Consider the following 22,572-nt stretch of genomic DNA (forward strand, 5'->3'; position numbering starts at 1 on the left):
ATAATGCAAACCGTTTTAGCGAAAATCGTCGCAGACAAGGCGATTTGGGTAGAAGCCCGCAAACAGCAACAGCCGCTGGCCAGTTTTCAAAATGAGATCCAGCCAAGTACACGCCATTTTTATGATGCGCTCCAGGGCGCGCGTACCGCCTTTATTCTGGAGTGTAAGAAAGCATCGCCATCAAAAGGCGTGATTCGCGACGATTTCGATCCGGCGCGTATTGCCAGTATTTATCAACATTACGCCTCGGCGATCTCGGTGCTCACCGACGAAAAATATTTTCAGGGGAGCTTCGATTTTCTGCCGGTCGTTAGCCAAAGCGCGCCGCAGCCGATTCTGTGTAAGGATTTTATTATCGATCCCTATCAGATCTACCTTGCCCGTTACTATCAGGCCGATGCCTGTTTACTGATGCTCTCGGTTCTGGATGACGAACAGTATCGCCAACTCTCCGCCGTCGCGCACAGTCTGAAAATGGGCGTGCTCACGGAGGTCAGTAATGACGAAGAACGGGAGCGCGCGATAGCGTTAGGCGCAAAAGTGGTAGGTATCAACAATCGCGATCTGCGCGATCTGTCGATTGATTTGAATCGCACCCGCCAGCTGGCGCCAAAACTGGGCCACGGCGTGACTGTCATCAGCGAGTCCGGGATTAACACCTATGGTCAGGTACGCGAACTGAGCCACTTCGCCAACGGTTTTTTAATTGGCTCCGCGTTAATGGCGCATGACGATCTTAACGCCGCCGTCCGTCGCGTGCTGCTTGGCGAAAATAAAGTCTGCGGCCTGACCCGCGCCCAGGACGCTAAAGCGGCCTGTGACGCTGGCGCAATATATGGCGGGTTGATTTTTGTGCCCTCATCTCCGCGCGCGGTTAGCGTTGAGCAGGCGCGAGAAGTGATAAGCGGCGCGCCATTGCAGTATGTCGGCGTTTTCAAGAACGCTGATATCGCCGATGTTTGCCAGAAAGCCGCCGTCCTGTCGCTTTCTGCCGTACAGCTACATGGCAGCGAAGACCAGGCGTATGTCAACGCGCTGCGCGAGGCGTTGCCGAAACAGGTGCAAATCTGGAAGGCGCTGAGCGTTAGCGATGCCCTTCCCGCACGCGATTATCACCATGTCGATAAATACATTTTCGACAATGGGCAAGGCGGCAGCGGGCAGCGCTTCGACTGGTCACTGCTACAGGGGCAACCGCTGGATAATGTGTTACTGGCGGGCGGGCTGGCGGCCGATAACTGCGTCCAGGCGGCGCAAGTCGGCTGTGCCGGTCTCGATTTTAATTCAGGTGTGGAGTCACAGCCGGGCATCAAAGATGCTCGTCTTCTGGCCTCAGTTTTTCAGACACTGCGCGCATATTAAGGAAAAAACATGACAACACTTCTCAACCCCTACTTTGGTGAATTCGGCGGCATGTATGTGCCGCAGATCCTGATGCCTGCGCTGAACCAGCTTGAAGAGGCCTTCGTCAGCGCGCAAAAAGATCCTGAATTTCAGGCGCAATTCGCCGATCTGCTAAAAAACTACGCGGGACGCCCCACCGCGCTGACGAAATGCCAGAACATTACCGCCGGTACGCGTACCACGTTGTATTTAAAGCGCGAAGATTTACTGCACGGCGGCGCGCACAAAACCAATCAGGTACTGGGTCAGGCGCTGCTGGCCAAACGGATGGGTAAAAGCGAGATTATCGCTGAAACCGGCGCCGGTCAGCACGGCGTCGCCTCTGCGCTCGCCAGCGCCCTGCTGGGTCTGAAATGCCGTATCTATATGGGCGCCAAAGACGTTGAGCGCCAGTCGCCGAACGTCTTCCGTATGCGTCTGATGGGCGCTGAGGTCATCCCGGTTCATAGCGGCTCCGCTACGCTAAAAGATGCCTGTAACGAGGCGCTGCGCGACTGGTCCGGTAGTTACGAAACCGCGCACTATATGCTCGGCACGGCGGCAGGACCGCATCCCTATCCCACCATCGTTCGCGAGTTCCAGCGCATGATTGGCGAAGAGACGAAAGCGCAAATCCTCGACAAAGAGGGCCGTCTGCCAGATGCCGTTATCGCTTGCGTCGGTGGCGGCTCAAACGCTATCGGGATGTTTGCCGATTTTATTAATGATACCAGCGTCGGGCTAATAGGCGTTGAACCTGGTGGTCATGGTATTGAAACCGGCGAGCATGGCGCGCCGCTTAAACATGGTCGCGTTGGCATCTATTTCGGGATGAAAGCGCCGATGATGCAAACAGCAGACGGGCAAATTGAAGAGTCCTATTCCATTTCCGCCGGGCTCGATTTCCCGTCCGTTGGGCCGCAACATGCGTACCTGAACAGCATCGGACGCGCGGATTATGTCTCCATTACCGATGATGAGGCGCTGGAAGCCTTCAAAACGTTGTGCCGCCATGAGGGAATTATCCCGGCGCTGGAGTCCTCCCACGCGTTGGCGCACGCTCTGAAAATGATGCGCGAGCAGCCGGAAAAAGAGCAACTGCTGGTGGTCAATCTCTCTGGCCGCGGAGATAAAGACATCTTTACCGTACACGATATCCTGAAAGCGCGAGGGGAAATCTGATGGAACGCTACGAAAATTTATTTGCCCAACTCAACGATCGCCGGGAAGGCGCTTTTGTCCCCTTCGTGACCCTGGGCGACCCTGGCATTGAACAGTCACTGAAAATTATTGACACACTGATTGACGCTGGCGCCGACGCTCTGGAGCTGGGGGTTCCCTTCTCCGATCCTCTGGCCGATGGCCCTACCATCCAGAATGCGAACTTACGCGCCTTCGCCGCTGGCGTCACGCCGGCTCAGTGTTTTGAAATGCTGGCGCTGATTCGTGAAAAACACCCGACCATTCCGATTGGCCTGCTAATGTACGCGAATCTGGTGTTCAATAACGGCATAGATGCGTTCTATGCCCGTTGTGAACAGGTTGGCGTAGATTCCGTGCTGGTCGCAGATGTCCCGGTTGAAGAATCGGCCCCCTTCCGCCAGGCGGCGTTACGGCATAATATCGCGCCGATCTTCATCTGCCCGCCAAATGCGGATGACGATCTTCTGCGCCAGGTCGCATCTTACGGCCGCGGTTATACCTACCTGCTTTCGCGTTCGGGCGTCACCGGCGCGGAAAACCGTGGCGCATTGCCGTTGCATCATCTCATTGAGAAGCTTAAAGAGTACCACGCCGCGCCTGCGTTACAGGGCTTCGGTATCTCCTCGCCGGAACAGGTGTCTGCGGCCGTGCGTGCCGGGGCGGCTGGCGCTATCTCCGGCTCAGCCATTGTCAAGATTATCGAGAAAAACCTCGCGTCTCCCGAACAGATGTTGGCGGAGCTCAGGTCCTTTGTCTCAGCGATGAAAGCCGCCAGCCGCGCATAACGGGTTAAGCCGTCAGCATAACGCTGGCGGCTTAATGAGAGGTTGGCGCCAAACCAGAATCACGATTCAGGCGTACATCATCAATCTTTTTGGTGTTATTCCCCGTCCAGCTTTCAAAAAGTCTGAAGTCAATTTTTGCTAAGAAAACTCCTAATCACGCCGAAAAATTTAGCGTTTTCACGTCAATTTCCCCCGCCTTTATGTAAAGAAATGTCAACAAACAATGCATTAACGTTTCCAGGGCCGCAGATAGTGACTCTTGTTATTAATAACAATGCAAAGTATTTTCTGTTAAATCGCTTATTCTAAAAGAAAATATAGAATATATTATCTCTAAACCATTTTTTGTGCGTTATTTACGCGGTAAATCACAACTATTTCCGTCAATTTGACTAATCGGTTTAACCAACTAATTTTAATAGGGTGTCGACACGATTAAAACCGATTTTTTCAGCAAGCAACGAGACAGGAGAAATAATATGGCCGAACATCGTGGTGGTTCAGGAAATTTCGCCGAGAATCGTGAAAAAGCATCTGAAGCGGGCCGCAAAGGCGGTCAGCATAGCGGCGGGAATTTCAAAAACGATCCGCAACGAGCTTCTGAAGCCGGTAAAAAAGGTGGTCAGAATAGTCACGGCGGACGTAAATCCGATAATTCCTGATTTACTGTAATGTAAATATAACACATGCTTTTATCAAGCAATCTGCGAGTCTTCTGGCTCGCAGTATTTTGCCCAGGAGAATTAGATTTATGAATATCAAAACCGTTGAAGACCTTTTTATCCATCTACTTTCAGATACCTATAGTGCAGAAAAACAATTAACCAAGGCTCTTCCTAAACTTGCCAGAGCCACGTCCAATGAAAAATTAAGCCAGGCCTTTCAATCTCATCTTGAAGAAACCCAGGGTCAGATTGAACGTATTGATCAGATCGTCGAATCTGAATCTGGCATTAAACTGAAAAGAATGAAATGCGTCGCTATGGAAGGGCTGATTGAAGAAGCCAATGAAGTCATCGAAAGTACGGAGAAAAACGAAGTACGCGATGCAGCGCTTATCGCCGCGGCGCAAAAAGTCGAGCATTACGAAATCGCCAGCTACGGCACGCTAGCCACCCTGGCCGAGCAGCTCGGCTATAGCAAGGCATTAAAACTGCTCAAAGAAACCCTCGACGAGGAAAAACAAACTGATTTAAAACTTACCGATTTAGCAGTCAGCAATGTTAATAAAAGTGCTGAACGCAAATCGAAATAATATTTTTAATTATCAGCTTGCATGATTCCGATTTTATTATCGGAGCAGATTATCACGCATTGAGGAATGTAAAATGAATTATACTGAACATTATCATGACTGGCTTCGTGACGCCCATGCCATGGAAAAACAGGCAGAATCGATGCTTGAATCTATGGCCAGCCGTATTGAAAATTATCCTGATATAAAAGCCAGAATTGAACAACATATTAGTGAAACCAAACATCAAATTACCATGCTCGAAGAAGTGTTGGACCGTAATGGCATTTCCCGTTCGGTGTTGAAAGACTCCATGAGTAAAATGGCAGCAATGGGGCAATCTATCGGTGGCATGTTCCCTTCCGATGAAATTGTCAAAGGTTCAATTAGCGGTTATGTTTTCGAGCAGTTCGAAATTGCTTGTTATACCTCCCTGCTGGCGGCGGCAAAAAAAGCTGGCGACACTGCCTCAATTCCGACGATTGAAGCCATTCTGAAAGAAGAAATGCAAATGGCTGACTGGCTGATCAAACATATTCCGCAGACAACGGAACAATTTTTACTGCGATCTGAAGCAGATGGCGTTGAAGCCAAAAAATAAATAATAAGCAGGAGGCAATATGTTTCGACACGTAAAACAACTTCAATATACTGTGCGAGTGAGCGAACCTAATCCTGGATTAGCGAACCTGCTGCTGGAACAGTTTGGCGGCCCGCAGGGCGAACTGGCGGCCGCCTGCCGCTACTTCACGCAAGGTTTAAGCGATGATGATGCCGGTCGTAGAGAGATGTTAATGGACATCGCCACCGAGGAGCTGAGTCATCTGGAAATTATCGGCTCACTGGTAGGAATGCTTAATAAAGGCGCTAAAGGCGAGCTGGCGGAAGGCACCGAAAACGAAGCGGAACTTTATCGCTCGCTGACGCAGAATGGTAATGACAGCCATATCACCTCTCTGCTGTATGGCGGCGGCCCGGCGTTGACGAACTCCGGCGGCGTACCGTGGACCGCGGCTTATATTGATACTATCGGCGAAGTCACAGCCGATCTACGCTCAAACATCGCGGCAGAGGCGCGAGCGAAGATCATTTATGAACGCCTGATTAATCTGACCGACGATCCCGGCGTAAAAGACACGCTCAGTTTCTTAATGACCCGTGAAGTCGCGCACCAGCTCTCTTTTGAAAAGGCGCTGTATTCGATTCGTAACAACTTCCCGCCGGGTAAATTACCGCCGGTAGAACAGTATACCGACGTGTACTACAACATGTCGCAAGGCGACGATCCGCGAGGTAGCTGGAATAGCGATGAGAACTTCAACTATGTCGCAGAACCGATGCCTGCTGTTGATGGCGGCGATGGCCTGGCGACAGTGAAATTGCCGCGCGAGCAGATGGCGCTGCTCAAAGCGATGGCAGAAAGAACGAAATCGGACCCCACCGTTGATCCTCTCACTGGCGCAGAACTAGGCTGCGGCGAACCGAAAGAAGACAAGTGAGTTCCGACAAGTAAAATCCGTGTGTCATGTCCTTTTTTGACCCCGCCTGGCGGGGTCTTTTTTCGTCACAACATCACGCGATTAGAAACGATAGCCTGCCGAGAACATAAATACCCATGGGTCCAGACGCACGCTGTCATGATGCTGCACGCCGCCCATTTTATAATTGGCGGTAGTATCAATATCCATGTACCAGACAGAGGCGCCAATTAACCAGTCGCGGTTAATCAGGTAATCTACCCCAACTTGCCCTGCCGCGCCCCAGGAATCCTTAAAGCTCAGATCGGACAGCCCGGCATTTTTACCATTATCGTTAAAGTCGTTATCGAAGAAGGTGGTGTAGTTCACCCCCACGCCGACATAAGGACGCACTTTGCTGCTGGAATCGCCGAAGTACCACTGCGCCATTAACGTTGGCGGTAACAGGTGGACCGTGGCGATATCGCCCGTCGCGCCCGTACCCACCTTATGGCGGAACGGCGTAGCCGCCAGCAATTCAACCCCGATATTGTCCGTCGCCATGTAAGTGAATGTCAGGCCGAGTTGCGTGTTATTACTCACATCAAACCCGTTTAAATGCCCCAGCGTACCACCCGCCCCTTCTGTAGGTCTGACGGTTGCCGGACCTGCACGCATAAAGAATTCTCCGGCTTCGTGCGCGAACGCGCTGCCTGAGAGAAGAGTTGTTAACGCCAGTGCCGCCACTGTAAATTTTTTCATACCCGCTCCATCGTTATGGTTATAAAAGCGTGATGAATATACCCACAATGAAGTAATAAGTGATCTAACACAGATCACATTTGTTCTTATAATTTAACATTTATTGATCCAGATTAATTTAGAACTTGTATTGAAAATCCTGGTTATAGGAATTCAGATCAATTTTGACATATTCACGCTATGCAAATATTTGTCTGCTCCTGTTGCCCTGGCGATAAAGGCTGGCTAAGGTAATCAATGTCCCGCAATGGCGCGTGGCGTTAAGATTCGCGAACACTGCGGGACAGATTAATTTCCGTTGTAATCTATTGATACGTGAGTTTTTTGCAGGTGAATCATGAGCGTTCTTAACCCATGCATGACATGCGGTGCCTGTTGTGCCTATTTTCGTGTCTCCTTTTATTGGGCGGAAGGCGACGACGCCAGCGGACGCGTTCCGGCGTCATTAACCGAGCCTGTTACCCCTTTTTTACGTTGTATGGCCGGCACCAACCAAAAACAGCCGCACTGTAAAGCGCTAATTGGCACGCCGGGTGAAAACGTCAGTTGCGCTATTTATGAAAACCGCCCTTCAACCTGTCGCGAATTTTCGATATCGGGCGAAGGAGGCGAAGTGAATGAGGCGTGTAATCGCGCCCGCGCGCGATACGGATTACCGCCGCTTTACAAAGATATGCTTTTCCATACAACTGCTGATGCTGCCACTGTAGAGTTATCCAGGGTACAATTGCCCGCAAATTAACACCTGCAAAACTCAAGGAGAGTGCATGTCTATCACGGCGAAGTCCGTTTACCGTGACGCCGGAAATTTTTTCCGAAATCAATTTATTACTATCTTGCTGGTTTCGTTGCTGTGCGCATTTATCACGGTGGTCTTAGGTCATGCCTTTTCACCCAGCGATGCGCAAATCGCGCAACTCAGTGAAGGAGAACATCTGGCAGGCAGCGCTGGCCTGTTTGAGCTGGTACAAAATATGACGCCGGAGCAGCAACAGATCCTGTTGCGCGCCTCTGCCGCCTCGACGTTTTCCGGGCTTATCGGCAACGCTATTCTGGCCGGCGGTATCATCCTGATGATTCAGTTAGTTTCAGCGGGACATCGGGTTAGCGCGCTGCGCGCTATCGGCGCCAGCGCCCCTGCATTGCCTAAACTGTTTATTCTTATTTTTCTGACTACCCTGTTAGTGCAAATCGGTATAATGCTGATTGTCGTTCCGGGGATTATTATGGCCATTGTGCTGGCGCTTGCGCCAGTGATGTTGGTTGAAGAGAAAATGGGCGTGTTTGCCGCAATGCGCAGCAGTATGCGTTTAGCCTGGGCTAACATGAGACTGGTCGCGCCTGCGGTGATAGGCTGGTTACTGGCTAAAACATTGCTATTGCTGTTCGCGCCCAGCTTCGCTGTACTGACCCCAAATGTAGGCGCTGTACTGGCGAATACGTTGAGCAATCTGATTTCCGCAGTATTGCTTATCTACTTATTCCGCCTGTATATGTTGATTCGCCAATAATCCGCAATGCGCCGTTACGCGGCGCATTCGACGCTCGTTGATGATGGAATCGAAGAATGAAGCAGTTTCTGGATTTTTTACCGCTGGTTGTCTTTTTTGCGTTTTATAAACTTTATGACATCTATGCGGCGACCTCCGCACTGATTGTCGCGACGGCAATCGTGCTGATTTATAGCTGGGTGCGCTATCGGAAAATAGAGAAGATGGCGCTGATTACCTTTGTTCTGGTTGCCGTCTTCGGCGGTCTGACGCTCTTCTTCCATAACGATGAATTTATTAAATGGAAGGTGACGGTTATTTATGCGCTGTTCGCCGGCGCGCTGTTAATAAGCCAGTGGGTGATGAAAAAACCGTTAATCCAACGTATGTTAGGTAAAGAACTGGCGTTGCCGCAGCAGGTCTGGTCAAAGCTGAACCTGGCGTGGGCGCTGTTTTTTATTGCGTGCGGTCTGGCTAACATTTATATCGCCTTCTGGTTGCCGCAAAATATCTGGGTCAACTTTAAGGTCTTTGGACTCACGGCGCTGACGCTCATTTTTACCCTGCTGAGCGGCGTCTATATCTACCGGCATCTGCCACAGGAAGATAAATCATAACCCTCCCGTGACTTATCATCGCCAGACTGCGAACGCCTGGCGATATTTTCTTCGCCTTTACGCCCTGCGCTTTCCCGTCAGTACCTTTATTCCCACTATTCTCCACACAAAATTCATAGTAGCATCGCGGCTGTAATTTTTTCTGATAGTCGGTTTTACAATGACAACAATGGATAATACTCCTCAGGGCGAGCTGGTTTTACGTACATTGGCCATGCCTGCCGATACCAATGCGAACGGCGATATTTTTGGCGGCTGGCTGATGTCGCAAATGGATATTGGCGGCGCGATACTGGCCAAAGAGATCGCGCACGGTCGGGTTGTAACCGTACGCGTGGAAGGAATGACATTTCTGCGCCCCGTCGCGGTTGGCGATGTCGTATGTTGCTACGCGCGCTGCGTTAAACGCGGTACGACGTCTATTAGCATCAATATTGAAGTCTGGGTGAAAAAAGTCGCGTCAGAACCGATTGGACAGCGCTACAAGGCCACCGAGGCGCTGTTTATTTATGTTGCCGTCGATCCGGACGGTAAACCTCGCCCGCTCCCGGTTCAGGGTTAAGTATACCCACTTACGCCGCCAGCAGGTGATGGTATATTCCTGGCTGGCGGCGCCAGAGATTACTCAATCTGCGCCGTACCGTTCAGACGGAAGATAATATTGACCACCAGCCCGGAACCCGGCTTGCCTGCTTCATAGCGCCATTTTCGCATCGCATTCTTAACTTCACGCTCAAACATATTGGCTGGCTGCGCGGATAGAATCTGTACATTTTCCACTCGCCCAGCAGCGGTCACGTCAAACTTCACCTTTACGCGGCCTTCAATACGTAACGCCTGTGCTCGCGCCGGATACTGCGGCTGGTTACGGCTCAGAGCGCGAGGTCCAGTGGGCACGCTCACCGCCGGCTTGCTGGTCGCCGATGCGGTGCTGCTTGTTGGCCGCATCGGGGCGCTATTTTCAAACGGTGAGGCAGGACGCGGTGCGGCTGGTTTGACTTCGCGCTTCGGCTGCTCTTCAACCTTTTTCACCGGTTTCGGTTTCGGCTTGGGTTTTGGTTTAGGTTTGGGTTTCTCAATCACCACGGGCGCTTCTTTAGGCGGTTCAGGGATCGGCTCTGGCTCCGGTTCGGGTTCAACCACCGGCTCCGGCGGCGGCTGAACCGCCTGGGGCGGCTCCAGGTCGGCGGGTGAAACCATTGTCACCGTGATAGGCTGCGCTGGCGCAGGCAATTCAATAACCTGATGTACCGAGGTATAGAGCAAACCTGCCACTACAGCACCATGAATGCCTACGGAAAGGAGTGTCGGCCAGGGAAAGCGACGAGGTAAATCAAGGGTCATTGAAGTCATAATCGTTTCAGTTGAAAAACCAGAGCTGAATTTTAAATGCAAATAGCAATCATATTCAATAAGGCATTGCCGATAGCGGCATTTAAAAGATGATATCGCGCAAAAACACCACACAAAATGTGCATGTTTAACAAAGTCGGTATCTTTACATTGCAGTTAAATGCCCTTTCCAATAACGTAATCAGCAACTTTTACCGATTAAGGAGCTCTACCCGTGCTGTATGTTATTTACGCTCAGGATAATGCCAACTCGCTTGAAAAACGCCTCTCGGTACGGCCCGCGCATCTGGCGCGCCTGCAACTTCTGCATGATGAAGGGCGATTATTAACTGCCGGGCCGATGCCCGCAGTGGACAGTAACGATCCTGGGGTAGCCGGATTTACCGGGTCAACGGTGATTGCTGAATTTGAATCTTTAGAAGCGGCGCAATCCTGGGCTGATGCGGATCCCTACGTCGCAGCGGGCGTCTATGCACAGGTTTCGGTCAAACCGTATAAGAAGATCTTTTGAAAAGGATGGCCTGTTGGGCACCGCATACGGTGCCCTTTCTGGCTCACACACCATGAATCGCAAAGAGTAATGAATTACGCTGACGATTAAAGATGCATTTCCTGATAGTATGGATACGCATATTACGGCGTGATTGCCCTTCAAGCCAACGCGCTTTACGGCGGCTCGCCTGACGTAGCATTCGCCAGCGCCCCACTTCCGTTCTACTACGCTTCATGTTTACGACTCTCACTGTAACAGAAGCGCCATTATACCCCCTCGCCGGATGCAGACCAGCGCTTTTCCCGTGTTTTTATTTGCCATGTGAATCCTGACGCGTAAACTCTTAACAACACGCTTTCTAAAGGATTTTTAAAGTTATGACAACCTTCTACACCGTGGTGAGTTGGCTGGTCATTTTGGGATACTGGGTTCTCATTGCCGGCGTCACATTACGTATTCTAATGAAACGGCGCGCAGTTCCCTCCGCAATGGCCTGGTTGTTAATCATCTATATCCTTCCGCTGGTCGGGATCATCGCCTATTTGTCCGTGGGCGAATTGCATTTAGGCAAACGTCGCGCCGAGCGTGCCCGCGCCATGTGGCCGTCTACCGCCAAATGGTTGAATGACCTCAAAGCCTGCAAACACATTTTCGCGCAAGAAAACAGTAGCGTCGCATCGTCCTTGTTTAAGCTGTGCGAACGACGTCAGGGGATTGCGGGCGTCAAAGGCAACCAGTTGCAATTGCTTACCGACTCCGATGATGTCATGCAGGCGCTTATTCGCGATATCCAACTGGCGCGGCATAATATCGAAATGGTGTTTTACATCTGGCAGCCAGGCGGCATGGCGGATCAGGTCGCTGAATCGCTAATGGCCGCCGCCCGCCGCGGCATCCATTGCCGGCTTATGCTGGACTCCGCGGGTAGCGTCGCTTTCTTCCGCAGCCCCTGGGCGGCCATGATGCGTAACGCTGGCATTGAAGTCGTAGAGGCGCTGAAGGTGAATCTGATGCGCGTCTTTTTACGCCGTATGGATCTTCGCCAGCACCGTAAAATGGTGATGATTGACAATTACATCGCCTATACCGGCAGTATGAATATGGTGGATCCGCGTTTTTTCAAACAGGATGCCGGCGTTGGACAATGGGTCGATTTGATGGCGCGGATGGAGGGTCCCGTGGCGACAGCAATGGGGATTGTTTACTCCTGCGATTGGGAAATCGAGACGGGTAAACGCATTCTGCCTCCCCCGCCGGACGTGAATATTATGCCGTTTGAGCAGGCCAGCGGGCATACCATTCATACCATTGCTTCCGGTCCTGGTTTTCCGGAAGATCTCATTCACCAGGCACTATTAACCGCCACCTATGCTGCGCGCGAATATTTAATTATGACCACGCCATATTTCGTCCCCAGCGACGATCTGCTGCACGCTATTTGTACCGCTGCACAGCGCGGCGTGGATGTCAGTATTATCCTGCCTCGCAAAAACGATTCACTGCTCGTCGGCTGGGCCAGTCGCGCCTTTTTTAGCGAGTTACTGGCGGCGGGCGTGAAAATCTATCAGTTCGAAGGCGGGCTGTTACATACCAAAAGCGTGCTGGTCGATGGCGAACTGAGCCTGGTCGGTACCGTGAATCTCGACATGCGTAGCCTGTGGCTTAATTTCGAGATTACGCTGGTCATTGATGATACGGGTTTCGGCGCCGATCTGGCTGCGGTACAGGACGATTATATTTCGCGCTCCCGCCTGTTAGATGCGCGTTTGTGGGTAAAACGTCCGTTATGGCAGCGTATTACCGAGCGATTGTTTTACTTCTTTAGTCCATTGCTGTAAAACGTGACCAACATGAGTAAACAGGTAGTCACTATGGAAATGGATCTGAACAATCGCCTGACTGAAGACGAAACGCTTGAGCAGGCTTACGATATTTTTCTTGAGCTGGCGGCGGATAATCTTGATCCGGCTGATATCATTCTGTTCAATTTGCAATTCGAGGAGCGCGGCGGCGCGGAGTTGTTTGATCCCGCTGAAGACTGGCAAGAGCACGTCGATTTTGACCTGAATCCAGACTTTTTTGCCGAGGTGGTAATTGGCCTGGCGGATACCGAAGACGGCGAAATTAACGACATTTTCGCCCGCGTTCTGCTGTGCCGGGAAAAGGACCACAAGCTGTGCCATATTCTCTGGCGCGAATAAGCGGTTCAGGCCGGATGGCGTCTGATTGCGCCCTCCGGCAAGCCTGTTTAATCCGGTAGCTTACTGCCGCATCGGTTACAATATTGCGCGCTATATTCATGCTGGCTTTGCTGGCACTGCGGACATTTTCGCTGCCAGTGACGTTTTTGAAACGCGCTGCTCATGTGCGTGGTAATCAGTCCTGTAGGAATCGCAATCACCGAATAGCCAATCAAAATAAGCACCGACGCGACAATACGTCCCAGCGGCGTATGCGGCGTAATATCACCGTACCCCACGGTTGTGACTGTCACTATCGCCCAATACACCGAGGCATTAAGCGTCGTAAAGCCATATTTCGGTCCTTCAATAAGATACATCAGGGCACCGAAAATAATCATCACGATCGCAATAAATGAATAGAACAGAATAAGCTGATGACGCGCGCTAATAATGGCGCTCCAGAATACCCGCAGCGATGGCATAAAGCGTAGCAGTTTAAGAATACGCAGCACGCGAATCGCTCGCATAGCGCGCCAGGCAAACATATAGTTCAGGCTAATTTCCGGCCACAGCCACATGACGTACAGCGGCAAAATCGTCACCAGATCAATAAATCCCCAGAAACTAAAAACGTATTTTGCCGGTTCGGGCCAGCTAAACAGTCTGAGCAAGTATTCACCGGTAAATATCAGGGTAACGCACAGCTCCAGCCAGACAAAAATATGCCATTCATCAAATGTCAGGTGATATTCCGTTCCTACGCCTGATTCAACAAAAATGACCAGTACGCTAAGCAGCGCAAACAGCGCGCATAACCCTTCAAAACGGCGACCTGAGCGCGTAGTCAAATCGAACAGATTATGATAAAGACGACGGCGAACCGACGACAAAGAAAGTGACACGGTAACCTCACCTAAAAGAAGGGCTGACGAATTGTCAGCCCTTGCGATTATAACGGGTCTACTTTAAGGCAGGAAACGGCATGGCGAAAACTTCCTTCCAGCACCGGTCGCGTTTGCGCGCATTCTGGCCCGGCTAGCGGACAGCGTGTACGGAACACGCAGCCGGAAGGCGGGTTAATGGGCGAAGGTAATTCGCCCTCCAGCAATTGTATCTTCTTATTTCGCTCCAGATCGGGATCGGGAATCGGTACCGCCGACATCAGCGCTTTGGTATAAGGATGCAGTGGATTATGGTACACCTCATCATAGGTGCCCAATTCTACTGCATGACCGAGATACATCACCAGGACACGATCGGATATGTGCTTTACGACCGCCAGGTCGTGCGCAATAAAAATCAACGACAGCCCCATCTCTCGCTGTAACTGCTGGAGCAAATTCACCACCTGCGCCTGAATAGAAACGTCCAGCGCCGACACCGGCTCATCGCAAATAATGAGCTTAGGTTCCAGGATCAACGCCCGGGCGATACCGATGCGCTGGCACTGCCCCCCGGAAAATTCATGGGGATAACGGTTGATGAGATTCGGCAGCAGCCCCACTTTCAGCATCATGGCTTTCACGCGGTCACGCACGTCCTGGCGCGAAAGTTTAGGATGATAAGTGCGCAGCGGTTCCGCGATAATTTCGCCAATCGTCATTCGCGGGTTGAGTGACGCCAGCGGGTCCTGGAAAATCATCTGGATATCGCTGCGCACTTCGCGCCACTCATCCGCTTTCATGCCCAACAGATCTTTTCCCAGCCAGGCGACTTTACCGTCTGTCGCCTTCACCAGACCAATAATGGCGCGCGCAAACGTCGACTTGCCGCAGCCGGATTCGCCCACCACGCCCAGCGTTTCGCCTTCATACAGGCGTAGCGTAACGCCGTCCACCGCTTTCAGAGTTTTCGGCGGTTGCCAGAACCACTGCTTCCCTTCTTTGATATCAAAATGTACTTTCAGATCGGCGATTTCGAGGAGAACTTTACGTTGTTCAATCACAGCATTCATAGCAGTTCCTCCACCGGTTTAAAACAGGCGCGCAAGCGACCAGGACTAAACGCTTCAAGTGGCGGCGCATTATTGCAGATCTCCATCGCATGAGGACAACGCGGCTGGAACGGACAACCTTTAGGCAAACGCAATAAATTGGGAGGATTGCCCGGAATCGTCAACATTTCCGCCCCCTCGCTATCCAGACGCGGCACCGCATTAAGCAAGCCTATCGAATACGGATGAACGGGCTGATAAAAGACATCGCGCGCCTTACCGTATTCCATGGTACGCCCGGCATACATTACCAGGACCTTATCGCAAATACCCGCGACCACGCCCAGATCGTGGGTAATCATGATAACGGCGGTATTAAATTCGCGCTTTAGCTCATTAAGCAAGGTCATAATCTGCGCCTGCACGGTAACATCAAGCGCGGTGGTAGGCTCATCGGCAATAAGCAGTTTCGGCCTGCACAACAGCGCCATCGCAATCATCACACGTTGACGCATTCCGCCGGAAAATTCGTGCGGGTACATTTTCATCCGTTTGCGCGCTTCCGGCATTTTTACGGCATCCAGCATTCTGACGGACTCTTCAAAAGCTTCCGCTTTGCTCATCCCTTTATGCAGCATCAGGACTTCCATTAACTGCTCCCCAACGCGCATATAAGGATTTAGCGAGGTCATCGGGTCCTGAAAAATCATCGAAATCTGTTCTGCGCGCAGCGTATTCAGTTCGCGCTCAGGTAGATTAAGAATTTCACGTCCGTTGAAGGTCGCGGAACCGCCGATTCGACCATTCGTCGCCAGCAGTCCCATTAATGCGAACGCCGTTTGCGATTTCCCCGATCCAGACTCGCCAACAATACCTAACGTTTCTCCAGCGCGAAGCGTAAAGTTCAGATCGTTGACCGCCGTCACATCGCCATCAGGCGTAGCGAACGTAACACGAAGATCGTTTACCTCCAGCAGTACATTCGCCGGTTGCGGCGCCTGAGTCGCGGTTTCTGATAAGCTCATGGCTGTACTCCTTAACGATCTTTCGGGTCGAGGGCATCACGCAGGCCATCGCCAATAAAGTTAAAACAGAATAACGTCACCACGAGAAAGCCAGCCGGAAACAGCAGCAGCCACGGTGAGACTTCCATTGAATTTGCGCCATCGCTCAATAACGCTCCCCAACTGCTTAACGGTTCCTGCGTCCCAAGCCCCAGGAAACTGAGGAAAGACTCAAACAGAATCATGCTGGGCACCAGCAACGATGCATACACTACCACTACGCCCAGGACGTTAGGCACAATATGGCGGATCACAATGCTGGCAGTCGACACACCACCCACCTGCGCGGCTTCGATGAATTCTTTACGTTTAAGACTTAGGGTTTGGCCACGCACGATACGCGCCATATCAAGCCAGGAGACCATGCCGATGGCGACGAAAATCAACAGAATGTTCTGCCCAAAAAACGTCACCAGCAAAATCACAAAGAACATAAACGGGAACGAGTTGAGGATCTCCAACAAACGCATCATCACAGAATCAATTTTGCCGCCCAGATAGCCGGACAGCGAGCCATACAGCGTTCCGACAATGACCGCCACCAGCGCGGCGGCAATCCCGACCATTAATGAGATACGCCCGCCGATGGCAACGCGCACCAACAGATCGCGCCCGGAAGAGTCAGTGCCGAAATAGTGACCGGACGCCATATCCGGCGCACTGGACATCATGCCCCAGTCGGTATCGAAATAGGTAAATTGCGACAGCATAGGCGCCACTGTCACGAACAGGGCTATCAGAAACAGGACAATAAGACTGGCCACCGCCGCACGGTTATGCATAAAGCGCCGACGGGCATCTTGCCAAAGGCTGCGACCTTCCACCTCCAGCTTTTCACTGAAATTTTCCAGCGTCTCGCTGTTTTTCTTACTTAACATCATCGCGAGCTCCAGTATCAATAGCGAATTTTCGGGTCGATAACGGCATAGAGCACATCGACAATGGCGTTAAATAATATGGTCAGCGCCCCGACTAGAATGGTCAAACTTAACACCAGCGAGTAATCGCGGTTGAGCGCGCCATTAACGAAAAGCTGCCCAATGCCCGGTAAGCCATAAATAGTTTCAATCACCATTGAGCCGGTAATAATGCCGACAAAGGCTGGCCCCATATAGGATAAAACCGGCAGCAGCGCAGGTTTTAACGCATGGCGGAAGATGATTCTGCGCATCGGTAATCCTTTTGCCCGCGCGGTACGAATAAAGTTCGAATGCAGAACTTCAATCATTGAGCCGCGCGTAATACGAGCGATGCTGGCAATATAGGCCAGTGAAAGCGCGACCATCGGCAGGATCATAAATTTTAACGCCCCGCCGTTCCAGCCGCCGCCAGGCAGCCATTGCAAGGTTATTGCAAAGACCATCACCAGTAGCGGCGCTACCACAAAACTGGGGATAACGACGCCGGTCATGGCAAATCCCATCACCGTATAATCCCATCGCGTATTTTGCTTTAGCGCGGCAATCACTCCAGCACTGACACCAATAATGACCGCCAGCAAAAAAGCGGCAGCGCCAAGTTTCGCCGAAACGGGGAAGCTGGCGGCAACCAGATCGTTGACCGTGTAATCTTTGTATTTAAACGATGGTCCAAAATCGCCATGCGCCAGCTGCTTCAGGTAGCTGAAGTACTGCGTCATGATGGGATCGTTCAGATGATATTTTGCTTCAATATTGGCCAGCACTTCCGGCGGCAATGCGCGCTCGCCAGTAAAAGGGCTACCCGGCGCGAGGCGCATCATAAAGAAAGAGATGGTAATAAGAATAAACAGCGTCGGAATCGCTTCCAGACAGCGGCGTAAAATAAATTTCAACATTGCCCGTACCTTCTGGCCTGTGCCTTTACTTCCCGGACGTGACAAAAGATCCGCCAGGGAAAGTTATAGTGCGATGAAAAAAGACACCATGGGACAACCGCAGTTGTCCCATGTCTTGCCATTAATGTTTGATAATATATAAGTTTTTCACATAAATATTATCCAGCGGGTCTTTACCGGTATACCCGCCCACCCAGGGTTTCACCAGGCGCGCGTTAACGTAGTAATACACCGGCACAATAGCCGAGTCTTTATCTAACTGCTGCTCCGCTTTAGCGTAGAGTTCGCTGCGCTGCGTATCGTCCGCCACTTTCAGCGTGTCGGCAATCAGCTTATCAAACGCCGGGCTCTTATAATGCGCGGTGTTATTTGAACTGTCGGACAACATGGTATTCAGGAACGAGGTCGGTTCATTATAATCTGCGCACCACCCGGCTCTGGCAACATCAAAGGTGCCCTGATGACGGGTATCCAGGAAGGTTTTCCATTCCTGATTCTCCAGATTCACATTGACGCCCAGATTTTTCTTCCAGATAGACGCCACGGCAATGGCCAGTTTTTTATGCAGATCGGAGGTGTTATACAGCAGGTCGAATGTTAAGGGCTTATCCGCCGTAAAGCCGGCTTCAGCCAACAATTTCTTCGCTTCTTCATTACGCTTTTGCTGGGACCATTTGAACCACTCAGGCTCTACCAGTTTTGCGCCATCGGTATACGGCGGCGTGTAGCTATAAGCGGGTAAATCGCCCTGATTTTTAACCTTATTAACAATAATGTCGCGATCTAACGCCAGTTTCAGCGCGGTACGCACGCGGACATCGTTAAACGGCGCTTTTTGATTATTAATTTCGTAATAATAGGTACACAAATAAGGGTCTACGCGGACTTCATTCGGGATCTCTTTCTTCAGTTTCTGGAATAATTCGATCGGCATATTGTTATAAGTCATATCGATCTCGCCGCTGCGGTAGCGGTTGACATCCGTCACCTCCGAAGAGATAGGCAAATAAGTTACCTGATTGATGACGGTTTTGGCGTTATCCCAGTATTGCGGGTTACGCTCCAGCACGATACGTTCGTTCACCACCCAGTTTTTTAACTTATAAGCGCCGTTAGTGACAATATTGGCCGGTTGCGTCCATTTATCGCCAAATTTTTCGACCGCTGATTTCGGTACAGGAGACACTGAAGGGTGGACCAACAATTTGTAGAAATAAGGCACCGGCTCACTTAAGGTCACTTCAAAGGTGTGATCATCAAGCGCTTTTACCCCCAGATCGGTGGCGGGTTTTTTACCGGCGATAATGTCATCGATATTAGCGATATGACCGTATTGCAGATAGCTGGCGTACGGCGATGCCGTATTAGGATCGGCCAGGCGTTGCCAACTATAAACGAAATCATGGGCGGTGACGGGCGTACCATCTGACCATTTCGCATTTTCACGTAGATGGAATGTCCAGACTTTAAAATCTTTATTTTCCCATTTTTCCGCGACGCCCGGTGAAGGATGCCCCTCAACATCACTAATTAATAAGCCTTCGAAGAGGTCACGGCTGACGTTCGATTCCGGCACGCCTTCAATTTTATGCGGGTCGAGAGACTGCACTTCTGATCCGTTATTACGTACCAACGTTTGCTTGTCGGCTAACTGAACGCCGGCGGGCACGTCTGCCGCAGTCGCGGCGCTGGCGGCGATGAGCGCAGTGAGTATTCCCGCTGCAATCAAACTTTTTTTCGTGATGTTAGACATTGTGTTTGTACTCCACTCATTATAATTACTGGTTTTTACCAGCCTGTTTAATCCCGTCAGGGTTCCTGTGCAGCACTGGTGGTGTACTGCCAGGTCTGTCACTGCTTTTGCTATCACCGACTTTATTTATTCTGACGATTCGTTCGATCGCCTTTCGTCGATTCGCTATACGACGTACCTGCCCACGTCGCACGTTATTTCTGACAACCATGTAAATGAAAATAGTTATCAACAATGTGAAATCTTCTGCAAAATGTTTGGCCGAAAAGTATCAAATGCGTTTCTGAACCGCCAATTCATTTTACAATTTTGTTAACCAATTCTCTTTTATGGAAAATTTCCTGCCCAGAAAAACAGTTAAAGAATGTTAAAAATCTTTAATTTATTCCTTACAATCAATAAGTTGAAAGAAAATCGCCTCGCTATCACATCGTAGGATATGCCTGCGCCAGAAAAGACACACAAATTTAACAAATGCTCATTATTTAGCACATTCATCTACAGTAGAGCTGAAACAACTAATAACATTTCAATAATCCTTCATCAAGCCCCAGAGTATGGTGTGAATAAAATAACAGACCTACCGCTTCTCACGGTCTCAGTAATGTTGATAATAGTTTGATTAATAAAAATAAATAGCGTTAGATTATATTAGTATTTTTTATCATTTAAACGCTGAATGCTTATCAAAGTAAGAAGTGTTACGTGGGAATGTCACAAGGCGGCCCCTTAGGGCGCCGCCTGTAAATCAGCAGGTGGGAGTTTAGTTGAGCAAGCCGGGGAAAATGCCTTTTATTCCTGTGACAATAAATTCGATGCCGAGCGCCATTAACAACAACCCCATGATTCGGGTAATAACGTTGATACCGGTTTGCCCCAGCAAACGAACCAGCCACGGCGCCATACGGAACACGCCCCAGCAGCAAAGCGCAAAAAGCGCAATGGCAACTGAAAAACCAAGCAAATGCGCGATGCTGTGATAACGCGTCCCCCAGACGATAGTGGAGCTGATCGCCCCTGGCCCCGCCATTAACGGCAGCGCTAACGGCACAACGCCAATGCTCTCGCGTATGGCCGTCTCTGACTTTTCTTGCTTGTTTTGTTTATCTTCCCCCAGCTTCCCGCTGATCATCGACATTGCAATGGTGACAACCAGGATACCGCCCGCAATTCTGAACGAATCAATAGAAATACCAAAGAGTTGCAGGATGCCATCGCCGAGGAATAAGGAACTCCACAAGATAATCGCGACCGACAGATTCGCGGTGAGGTTAGTTTTATTACGCGCCGTGGCCGTCTGGTAGCTGGTCATGCTGATGAAAACGGGAATAATCCCCACCGGGTTAACCAGCGCAAAGAGCCCGATAAAGAACTTAAAGTAAACAGGAAAATCAAAAAGCGGTTGAATCACGGTTAGCTCCGAAGCGTTAGCCGGATGAAGTCAATTTTCGTTAATGATCAAAACGCGCAGAAGATACGCCTTTTATTCGCATAGTTCACCTCTTATCTACACCTAATTTCATCCATTCATCGCTGTTATTTATATGTACTCGTTATGCTAAACCACTCACTCTTCATGACAACGATTTCTTAACAATTTACATAAAAGGCTAAAATGGCCTGCTGAAAGGTGTCAGCTTTGCGTAATCTTGATTTAGATCACACAATCGCTACTCAGAAGTGAGTAATCTTGCTTACGCCACCTGGACGTAACGCGTTAGAGTTAAATGATACTAACGCAGAAGCTCTTTTAGTAAATCAGAGCGAAACGGACGTTAAGTAACCACCTGAATTTCAGGCATTTATACAAAGTATCGTCGATCTGTCTATACTCACGTATCGCGCAGATGATTTACTAAAAAAGTTTAACATTATCAGGAGAGCATTATGGCTGTTACTAATGTCGCTGAACTTAACGCACTCGTAGAGCGTGTAAAAAAAGCCCAGCGTGAATATGCCAGTTTCACTCAAGAACAGGTCGACAAAATCTTCCGCGCCGCCGCTCTGGCAGCCGCTGATGCCCGCATTCCGCTGGCCAAAATGGCCGTCGCCGAATCCGGTATGGGTATCGTGGAAGACAAAGTGATTAAAAACCACTTCGCTTCTGAATATATTTACAATGCCTATAAAGATGAAAAAACCTGCGGCGTGCTGTCTGAAGACGACACCTTCGGGACCATCACCATTGCTGAACCTATCGGCATTATTTGCGGTATCGTTCCAACCACTAACCCGACCTCTACCGCGATCTTCAAATCGCTGATTAGCCTGAAGACCCGTAACGCCATCATCTTTTCTCCGCATCCGCGCGCTAAAGAAGCAACCAACAAAGCGGCAGACATCGTTCTGCAAGCGGCTATCGCTGCCGGCGCGCCGAAAGATCTGATTGGCTGGATCGATCAACCTTCCGTAGAACTGTCTAACGCGTTGATGCACCACCCGGATATTAACCTGATCCTCGCCACTGGCGGTCCAGGCATGGTTAAAGCTGCATACAGCTCCGGTAAACCGGCTATCGGCGTAGGTGCAGGCAACACTCCGGTTGTCATTGATGAAACCGCTGATATCAAACGCGCTGTGGCGTCTGTTCTGATGTCTAAAACCTTCGATAACGGCGTAATCTGTGCTTCTGAACAGTCTGTTGTCGTTGTTGATTCCGTCTATGATGCCGTTCGCGAACGTTTCGCCAGCCACGGCGGCTACATGCTGCAGGGCCAGGAGCTGAAAGCGGTTCAAAACGTTATCCTGAAAAATGGCGCTCTGAACGCCGCTATCGTCGGTCAGCCAGCCTACAAAATCGCTGAACTGGCAGGCTTCTCCGTACCAGAAACCACCAAGATTCTGATCGGTGAAGTTACAGTCGTTGACGAAAGCGAACCGTTCGCACACGAAAAACTGTCTCCGACTCTGGCGATGTATCGTGCGAAAGATTTCGAAGAAGCGGTAGAAAAAGCAGAAAAACTGGTCGCTATGGGCGGTATCGGTCACACCTCCTGCCTGTACACTGACCAGGATAACCAGCCAGAACGCGTTGCTTACTTCGGTC

25 protein-coding genes are annotated in these 22,572 nt (G+C 50.5%); 15 read left to right on the plus strand and 10 right to left on the minus strand.

The window, feature by feature from the left end:
• The first annotated feature begins 3 nt into the window (after nucleotides 1-3).
• The 7 genes from trpCF to J4728_RS14965 all read left to right on the plus strand — a co-directional run bounded on the left by trpCF (nucleotide 4) and on the right by J4728_RS14965 (nucleotide 6,104).
• Nucleotides 4-1,362, plus strand: a complete 1,359-nt coding sequence (gene trpCF / locus J4728_RS14935; RefSeq protein WP_001195296.1) for a bifunctional indole-3-glycerol-phosphate synthase TrpC/phosphoribosylanthranilate isomerase TrpF — start codon at nucleotides 4-6, stop codon at nucleotides 1,360-1,362.
• Nucleotides 1,363-1,371: 9 nt separating this feature from the next.
• Nucleotides 1,372-2,565: a tryptophan synthase subunit beta gene (trpB, locus tag J4728_RS14940; protein ID WP_000209485.1), complete on the plus strand. Its 1,194-nt coding sequence runs from the start codon at nucleotides 1,372-1,374 to the stop codon at nucleotides 2,563-2,565.
• Nucleotides 2,565-3,371, plus strand: a complete 807-nt coding sequence (gene trpA, locus J4728_RS14945; protein ID WP_000443029.1) for a tryptophan synthase subunit alpha — start codon at nucleotides 2,565-2,567, stop codon at nucleotides 3,369-3,371. The genes trpB and trpA overlap by 1 nt, the downstream gene beginning before the upstream one ends.
• Before the next feature lie 479 nt (nucleotides 3,372-3,850).
• Nucleotides 3,851-4,033 (plus strand): general stress protein, encoded by a 183-nt coding sequence (locus J4728_RS14950; RefSeq protein ID WP_000807657.1) that lies wholly within the window; start codon nucleotides 3,851-3,853, stop codon nucleotides 4,031-4,033.
• Nucleotides 4,034-4,122: 89 nt separating this feature from the next.
• Nucleotides 4,123-4,626, plus strand: a complete 504-nt coding sequence (locus tag J4728_RS14955; protein ID WP_001022822.1) for a ferritin-like domain-containing protein — start codon at nucleotides 4,123-4,125, stop codon at nucleotides 4,624-4,626.
• Between the two features lie 73 nt (nucleotides 4,627-4,699).
• The gene (locus J4728_RS14960) at nucleotides 4,700-5,206 is read left to right on the plus strand and encodes a ferritin-like domain-containing protein (protein WP_001109977.1); all 507 of its coding nucleotides are present in this window, start codon (nucleotides 4,700-4,702) and stop codon (nucleotides 5,204-5,206) included.
• A gap of 19 nt (nucleotides 5,207-5,225) precedes the next feature.
• Nucleotides 5,226-6,104 (plus strand): manganese catalase family protein, encoded by an 879-nt coding sequence (locus J4728_RS14965; protein ID WP_000488349.1) that lies wholly within the window; start codon nucleotides 5,226-5,228, stop codon nucleotides 6,102-6,104.
• Nucleotides 6,105-6,185: 81 nt separating this feature from the next.
• Here the strand turns inward: J4728_RS14965 and ompW are convergent, their stop codons facing one another.
• Entirely contained in the window at nucleotides 6,186-6,824 is a 639-nt protein-coding gene (gene ompW, locus J4728_RS14970; protein WP_000714799.1) for an outer membrane protein OmpW, read from the minus strand.
• A 337-nt stretch (nucleotides 6,825-7,161) separates the two neighbouring features.
• Here ompW and J4728_RS14975 point away from each other — a divergent pair, with 337 nt between their 5' ends.
• The 4 genes from J4728_RS14975 (at nucleotide 7,162) to yciA (ending at nucleotide 9,493) form a co-directional block, all read left to right on the plus strand.
• A complete protein-coding gene (locus J4728_RS14975; RefSeq protein ID WP_000114955.1) occupies nucleotides 7,162-7,566 on the plus strand; it encodes a YkgJ family cysteine cluster protein in 405 nt (134 codons plus the stop codon).
• Between the two features lie 25 nt (nucleotides 7,567-7,591).
• A complete protein-coding gene (locus tag J4728_RS14980) occupies nucleotides 7,592-8,335 on the plus strand; it encodes a YciC family protein (RefSeq protein ID WP_000028507.1) in 744 nt (247 codons plus the stop codon).
• A 56-nt stretch (nucleotides 8,336-8,391) separates the two neighbouring features.
• Entirely contained in the window at nucleotides 8,392-8,931 is a 540-nt protein-coding gene (locus tag J4728_RS14985; RefSeq protein ID WP_000808682.1) for a septation protein A, read from the plus strand.
• A 160-nt stretch (nucleotides 8,932-9,091) separates the two neighbouring features.
• Nucleotides 9,092-9,493: an acyl-CoA thioester hydrolase YciA gene (gene yciA / locus J4728_RS14990; protein WP_000210317.1), complete on the plus strand. Its 402-nt coding sequence runs from the start codon at nucleotides 9,092-9,094 to the stop codon at nucleotides 9,491-9,493.
• Between the two features lie 59 nt (nucleotides 9,494-9,552).
• Here yciA and tonB read toward each other — a convergent pair whose 3' ends face one another.
• Entirely contained in the window at nucleotides 9,553-10,275 is a 723-nt protein-coding gene (tonB, locus tag J4728_RS14995; RefSeq protein WP_001532427.1) for a TonB system transport protein TonB, read from the minus strand.
• Nucleotides 10,276-10,498: 223 nt separating this feature from the next.
• Between tonB and J4728_RS15000 the strand changes: the two genes are divergently transcribed.
• Nucleotides 10,499-10,795 (plus strand): YciI family protein, encoded by a 297-nt coding sequence (locus tag J4728_RS15000; RefSeq protein WP_000967605.1) that lies wholly within the window; start codon nucleotides 10,499-10,501, stop codon nucleotides 10,793-10,795.
• Between the two features lie 43 nt (nucleotides 10,796-10,838).
• On the opposite strand, the gene J4728_RS15005 is transcribed toward J4728_RS15000, so the two are convergent.
• Nucleotides 10,839-11,012, minus strand: a complete 174-nt coding sequence (locus tag J4728_RS15005) for a YciY family protein (protein WP_001531561.1) — start codon at nucleotides 11,010-11,012, stop codon at nucleotides 10,839-10,841.
• Between the two features lie 142 nt (nucleotides 11,013-11,154).
• Here J4728_RS15005 and cls point away from each other — a divergent pair, with 142 nt between their 5' ends.
• Both cls and J4728_RS15015 read left to right on the plus strand, forming a co-directional pair.
• Complete coding sequence (gene cls, locus J4728_RS15010; RefSeq protein ID WP_000206886.1) at nucleotides 11,155-12,615, plus strand: cardiolipin synthase; 1,461 nt, start codon at nucleotides 11,155-11,157, stop codon at nucleotides 12,613-12,615.
• 33 nt (nucleotides 12,616-12,648) lie between these two features.
• Nucleotides 12,649-12,978, plus strand: coding sequence for an HI1450 family dsDNA-mimic protein (locus J4728_RS15015; RefSeq protein ID WP_000425070.1), 330 nt, complete (start codon nucleotides 12,649-12,651; stop codon nucleotides 12,976-12,978).
• A 47-nt stretch (nucleotides 12,979-13,025) separates the two neighbouring features.
• Here the strand turns inward: J4728_RS15015 and J4728_RS15020 are convergent, their stop codons facing one another.
• The 7 genes from J4728_RS15020 to J4728_RS15050 form a co-directional block, all read right to left on the minus strand.
• A complete protein-coding gene (locus J4728_RS15020; protein ID WP_208211996.1) occupies nucleotides 13,026-13,862 on the minus strand; it encodes an ion transporter in 837 nt (278 codons plus the stop codon).
• Nucleotides 13,863-13,909: 47 nt separating this feature from the next.
• Nucleotides 13,910-14,914 (minus strand): murein tripeptide/oligopeptide ABC transporter ATP-binding protein OppF, encoded by a 1,005-nt coding sequence (gene oppF / locus J4728_RS15025; RefSeq protein ID WP_000994698.1) that lies wholly within the window; start codon nucleotides 14,912-14,914, stop codon nucleotides 13,910-13,912.
• The gene (locus tag J4728_RS15030; RefSeq protein WP_208211998.1) at nucleotides 14,911-15,918 is read right to left on the minus strand and encodes an ABC transporter ATP-binding protein; all 1,008 of its coding nucleotides are present in this window, start codon (nucleotides 15,916-15,918) and stop codon (nucleotides 14,911-14,913) included. Before J4728_RS15030 ends, oppF begins: the two co-directional genes overlap by 4 nt.
• A gap of 11 nt (nucleotides 15,919-15,929) precedes the next feature.
• Entirely contained in the window at nucleotides 15,930-16,838 is a 909-nt protein-coding gene (gene oppC / locus J4728_RS15035) for an oligopeptide ABC transporter permease OppC (protein WP_000979653.1), read from the minus strand.
• A gap of 14 nt (nucleotides 16,839-16,852) precedes the next feature.
• Nucleotides 16,853-17,773, minus strand: a complete 921-nt coding sequence (gene oppB, locus J4728_RS15040; protein WP_000911097.1) for an oligopeptide ABC transporter permease OppB — start codon at nucleotides 17,771-17,773, stop codon at nucleotides 16,853-16,855.
• A gap of 121 nt (nucleotides 17,774-17,894) precedes the next feature.
• Nucleotides 17,895-19,526, minus strand: coding sequence for an oligopeptide ABC transporter substrate-binding protein OppA (oppA, locus tag J4728_RS15045; protein ID WP_001521098.1), 1,632 nt, complete (start codon nucleotides 19,524-19,526; stop codon nucleotides 17,895-17,897).
• Nucleotides 19,527-20,289: 763 nt separating this feature from the next.
• Nucleotides 20,290-20,937: a YchE family NAAT transporter gene (locus J4728_RS15050; protein ID WP_000615840.1), complete on the minus strand. Its 648-nt coding sequence runs from the start codon at nucleotides 20,935-20,937 to the stop codon at nucleotides 20,290-20,292.
• A gap of 476 nt (nucleotides 20,938-21,413) precedes the next feature.
• On the opposite strand from J4728_RS15050, the gene J4728_RS15055 reads away from it, so the two are divergent.
• Nucleotides 21,414-22,572, plus strand: a 1,159-nt coding sequence (locus J4728_RS15055) for an aldehyde dehydrogenase family protein (RefSeq protein ID WP_124743988.1), incomplete at its 3' end; no start/stop codon positions are given.

It is taken from the genome of Salmonella sp. 32070601201500089SM, assembly GCF_017573605.1.
GTDB lineage: Bacteria > Pseudomonadota > Gammaproteobacteria > Enterobacterales > Enterobacteriaceae > Salmonella > Salmonella enterica.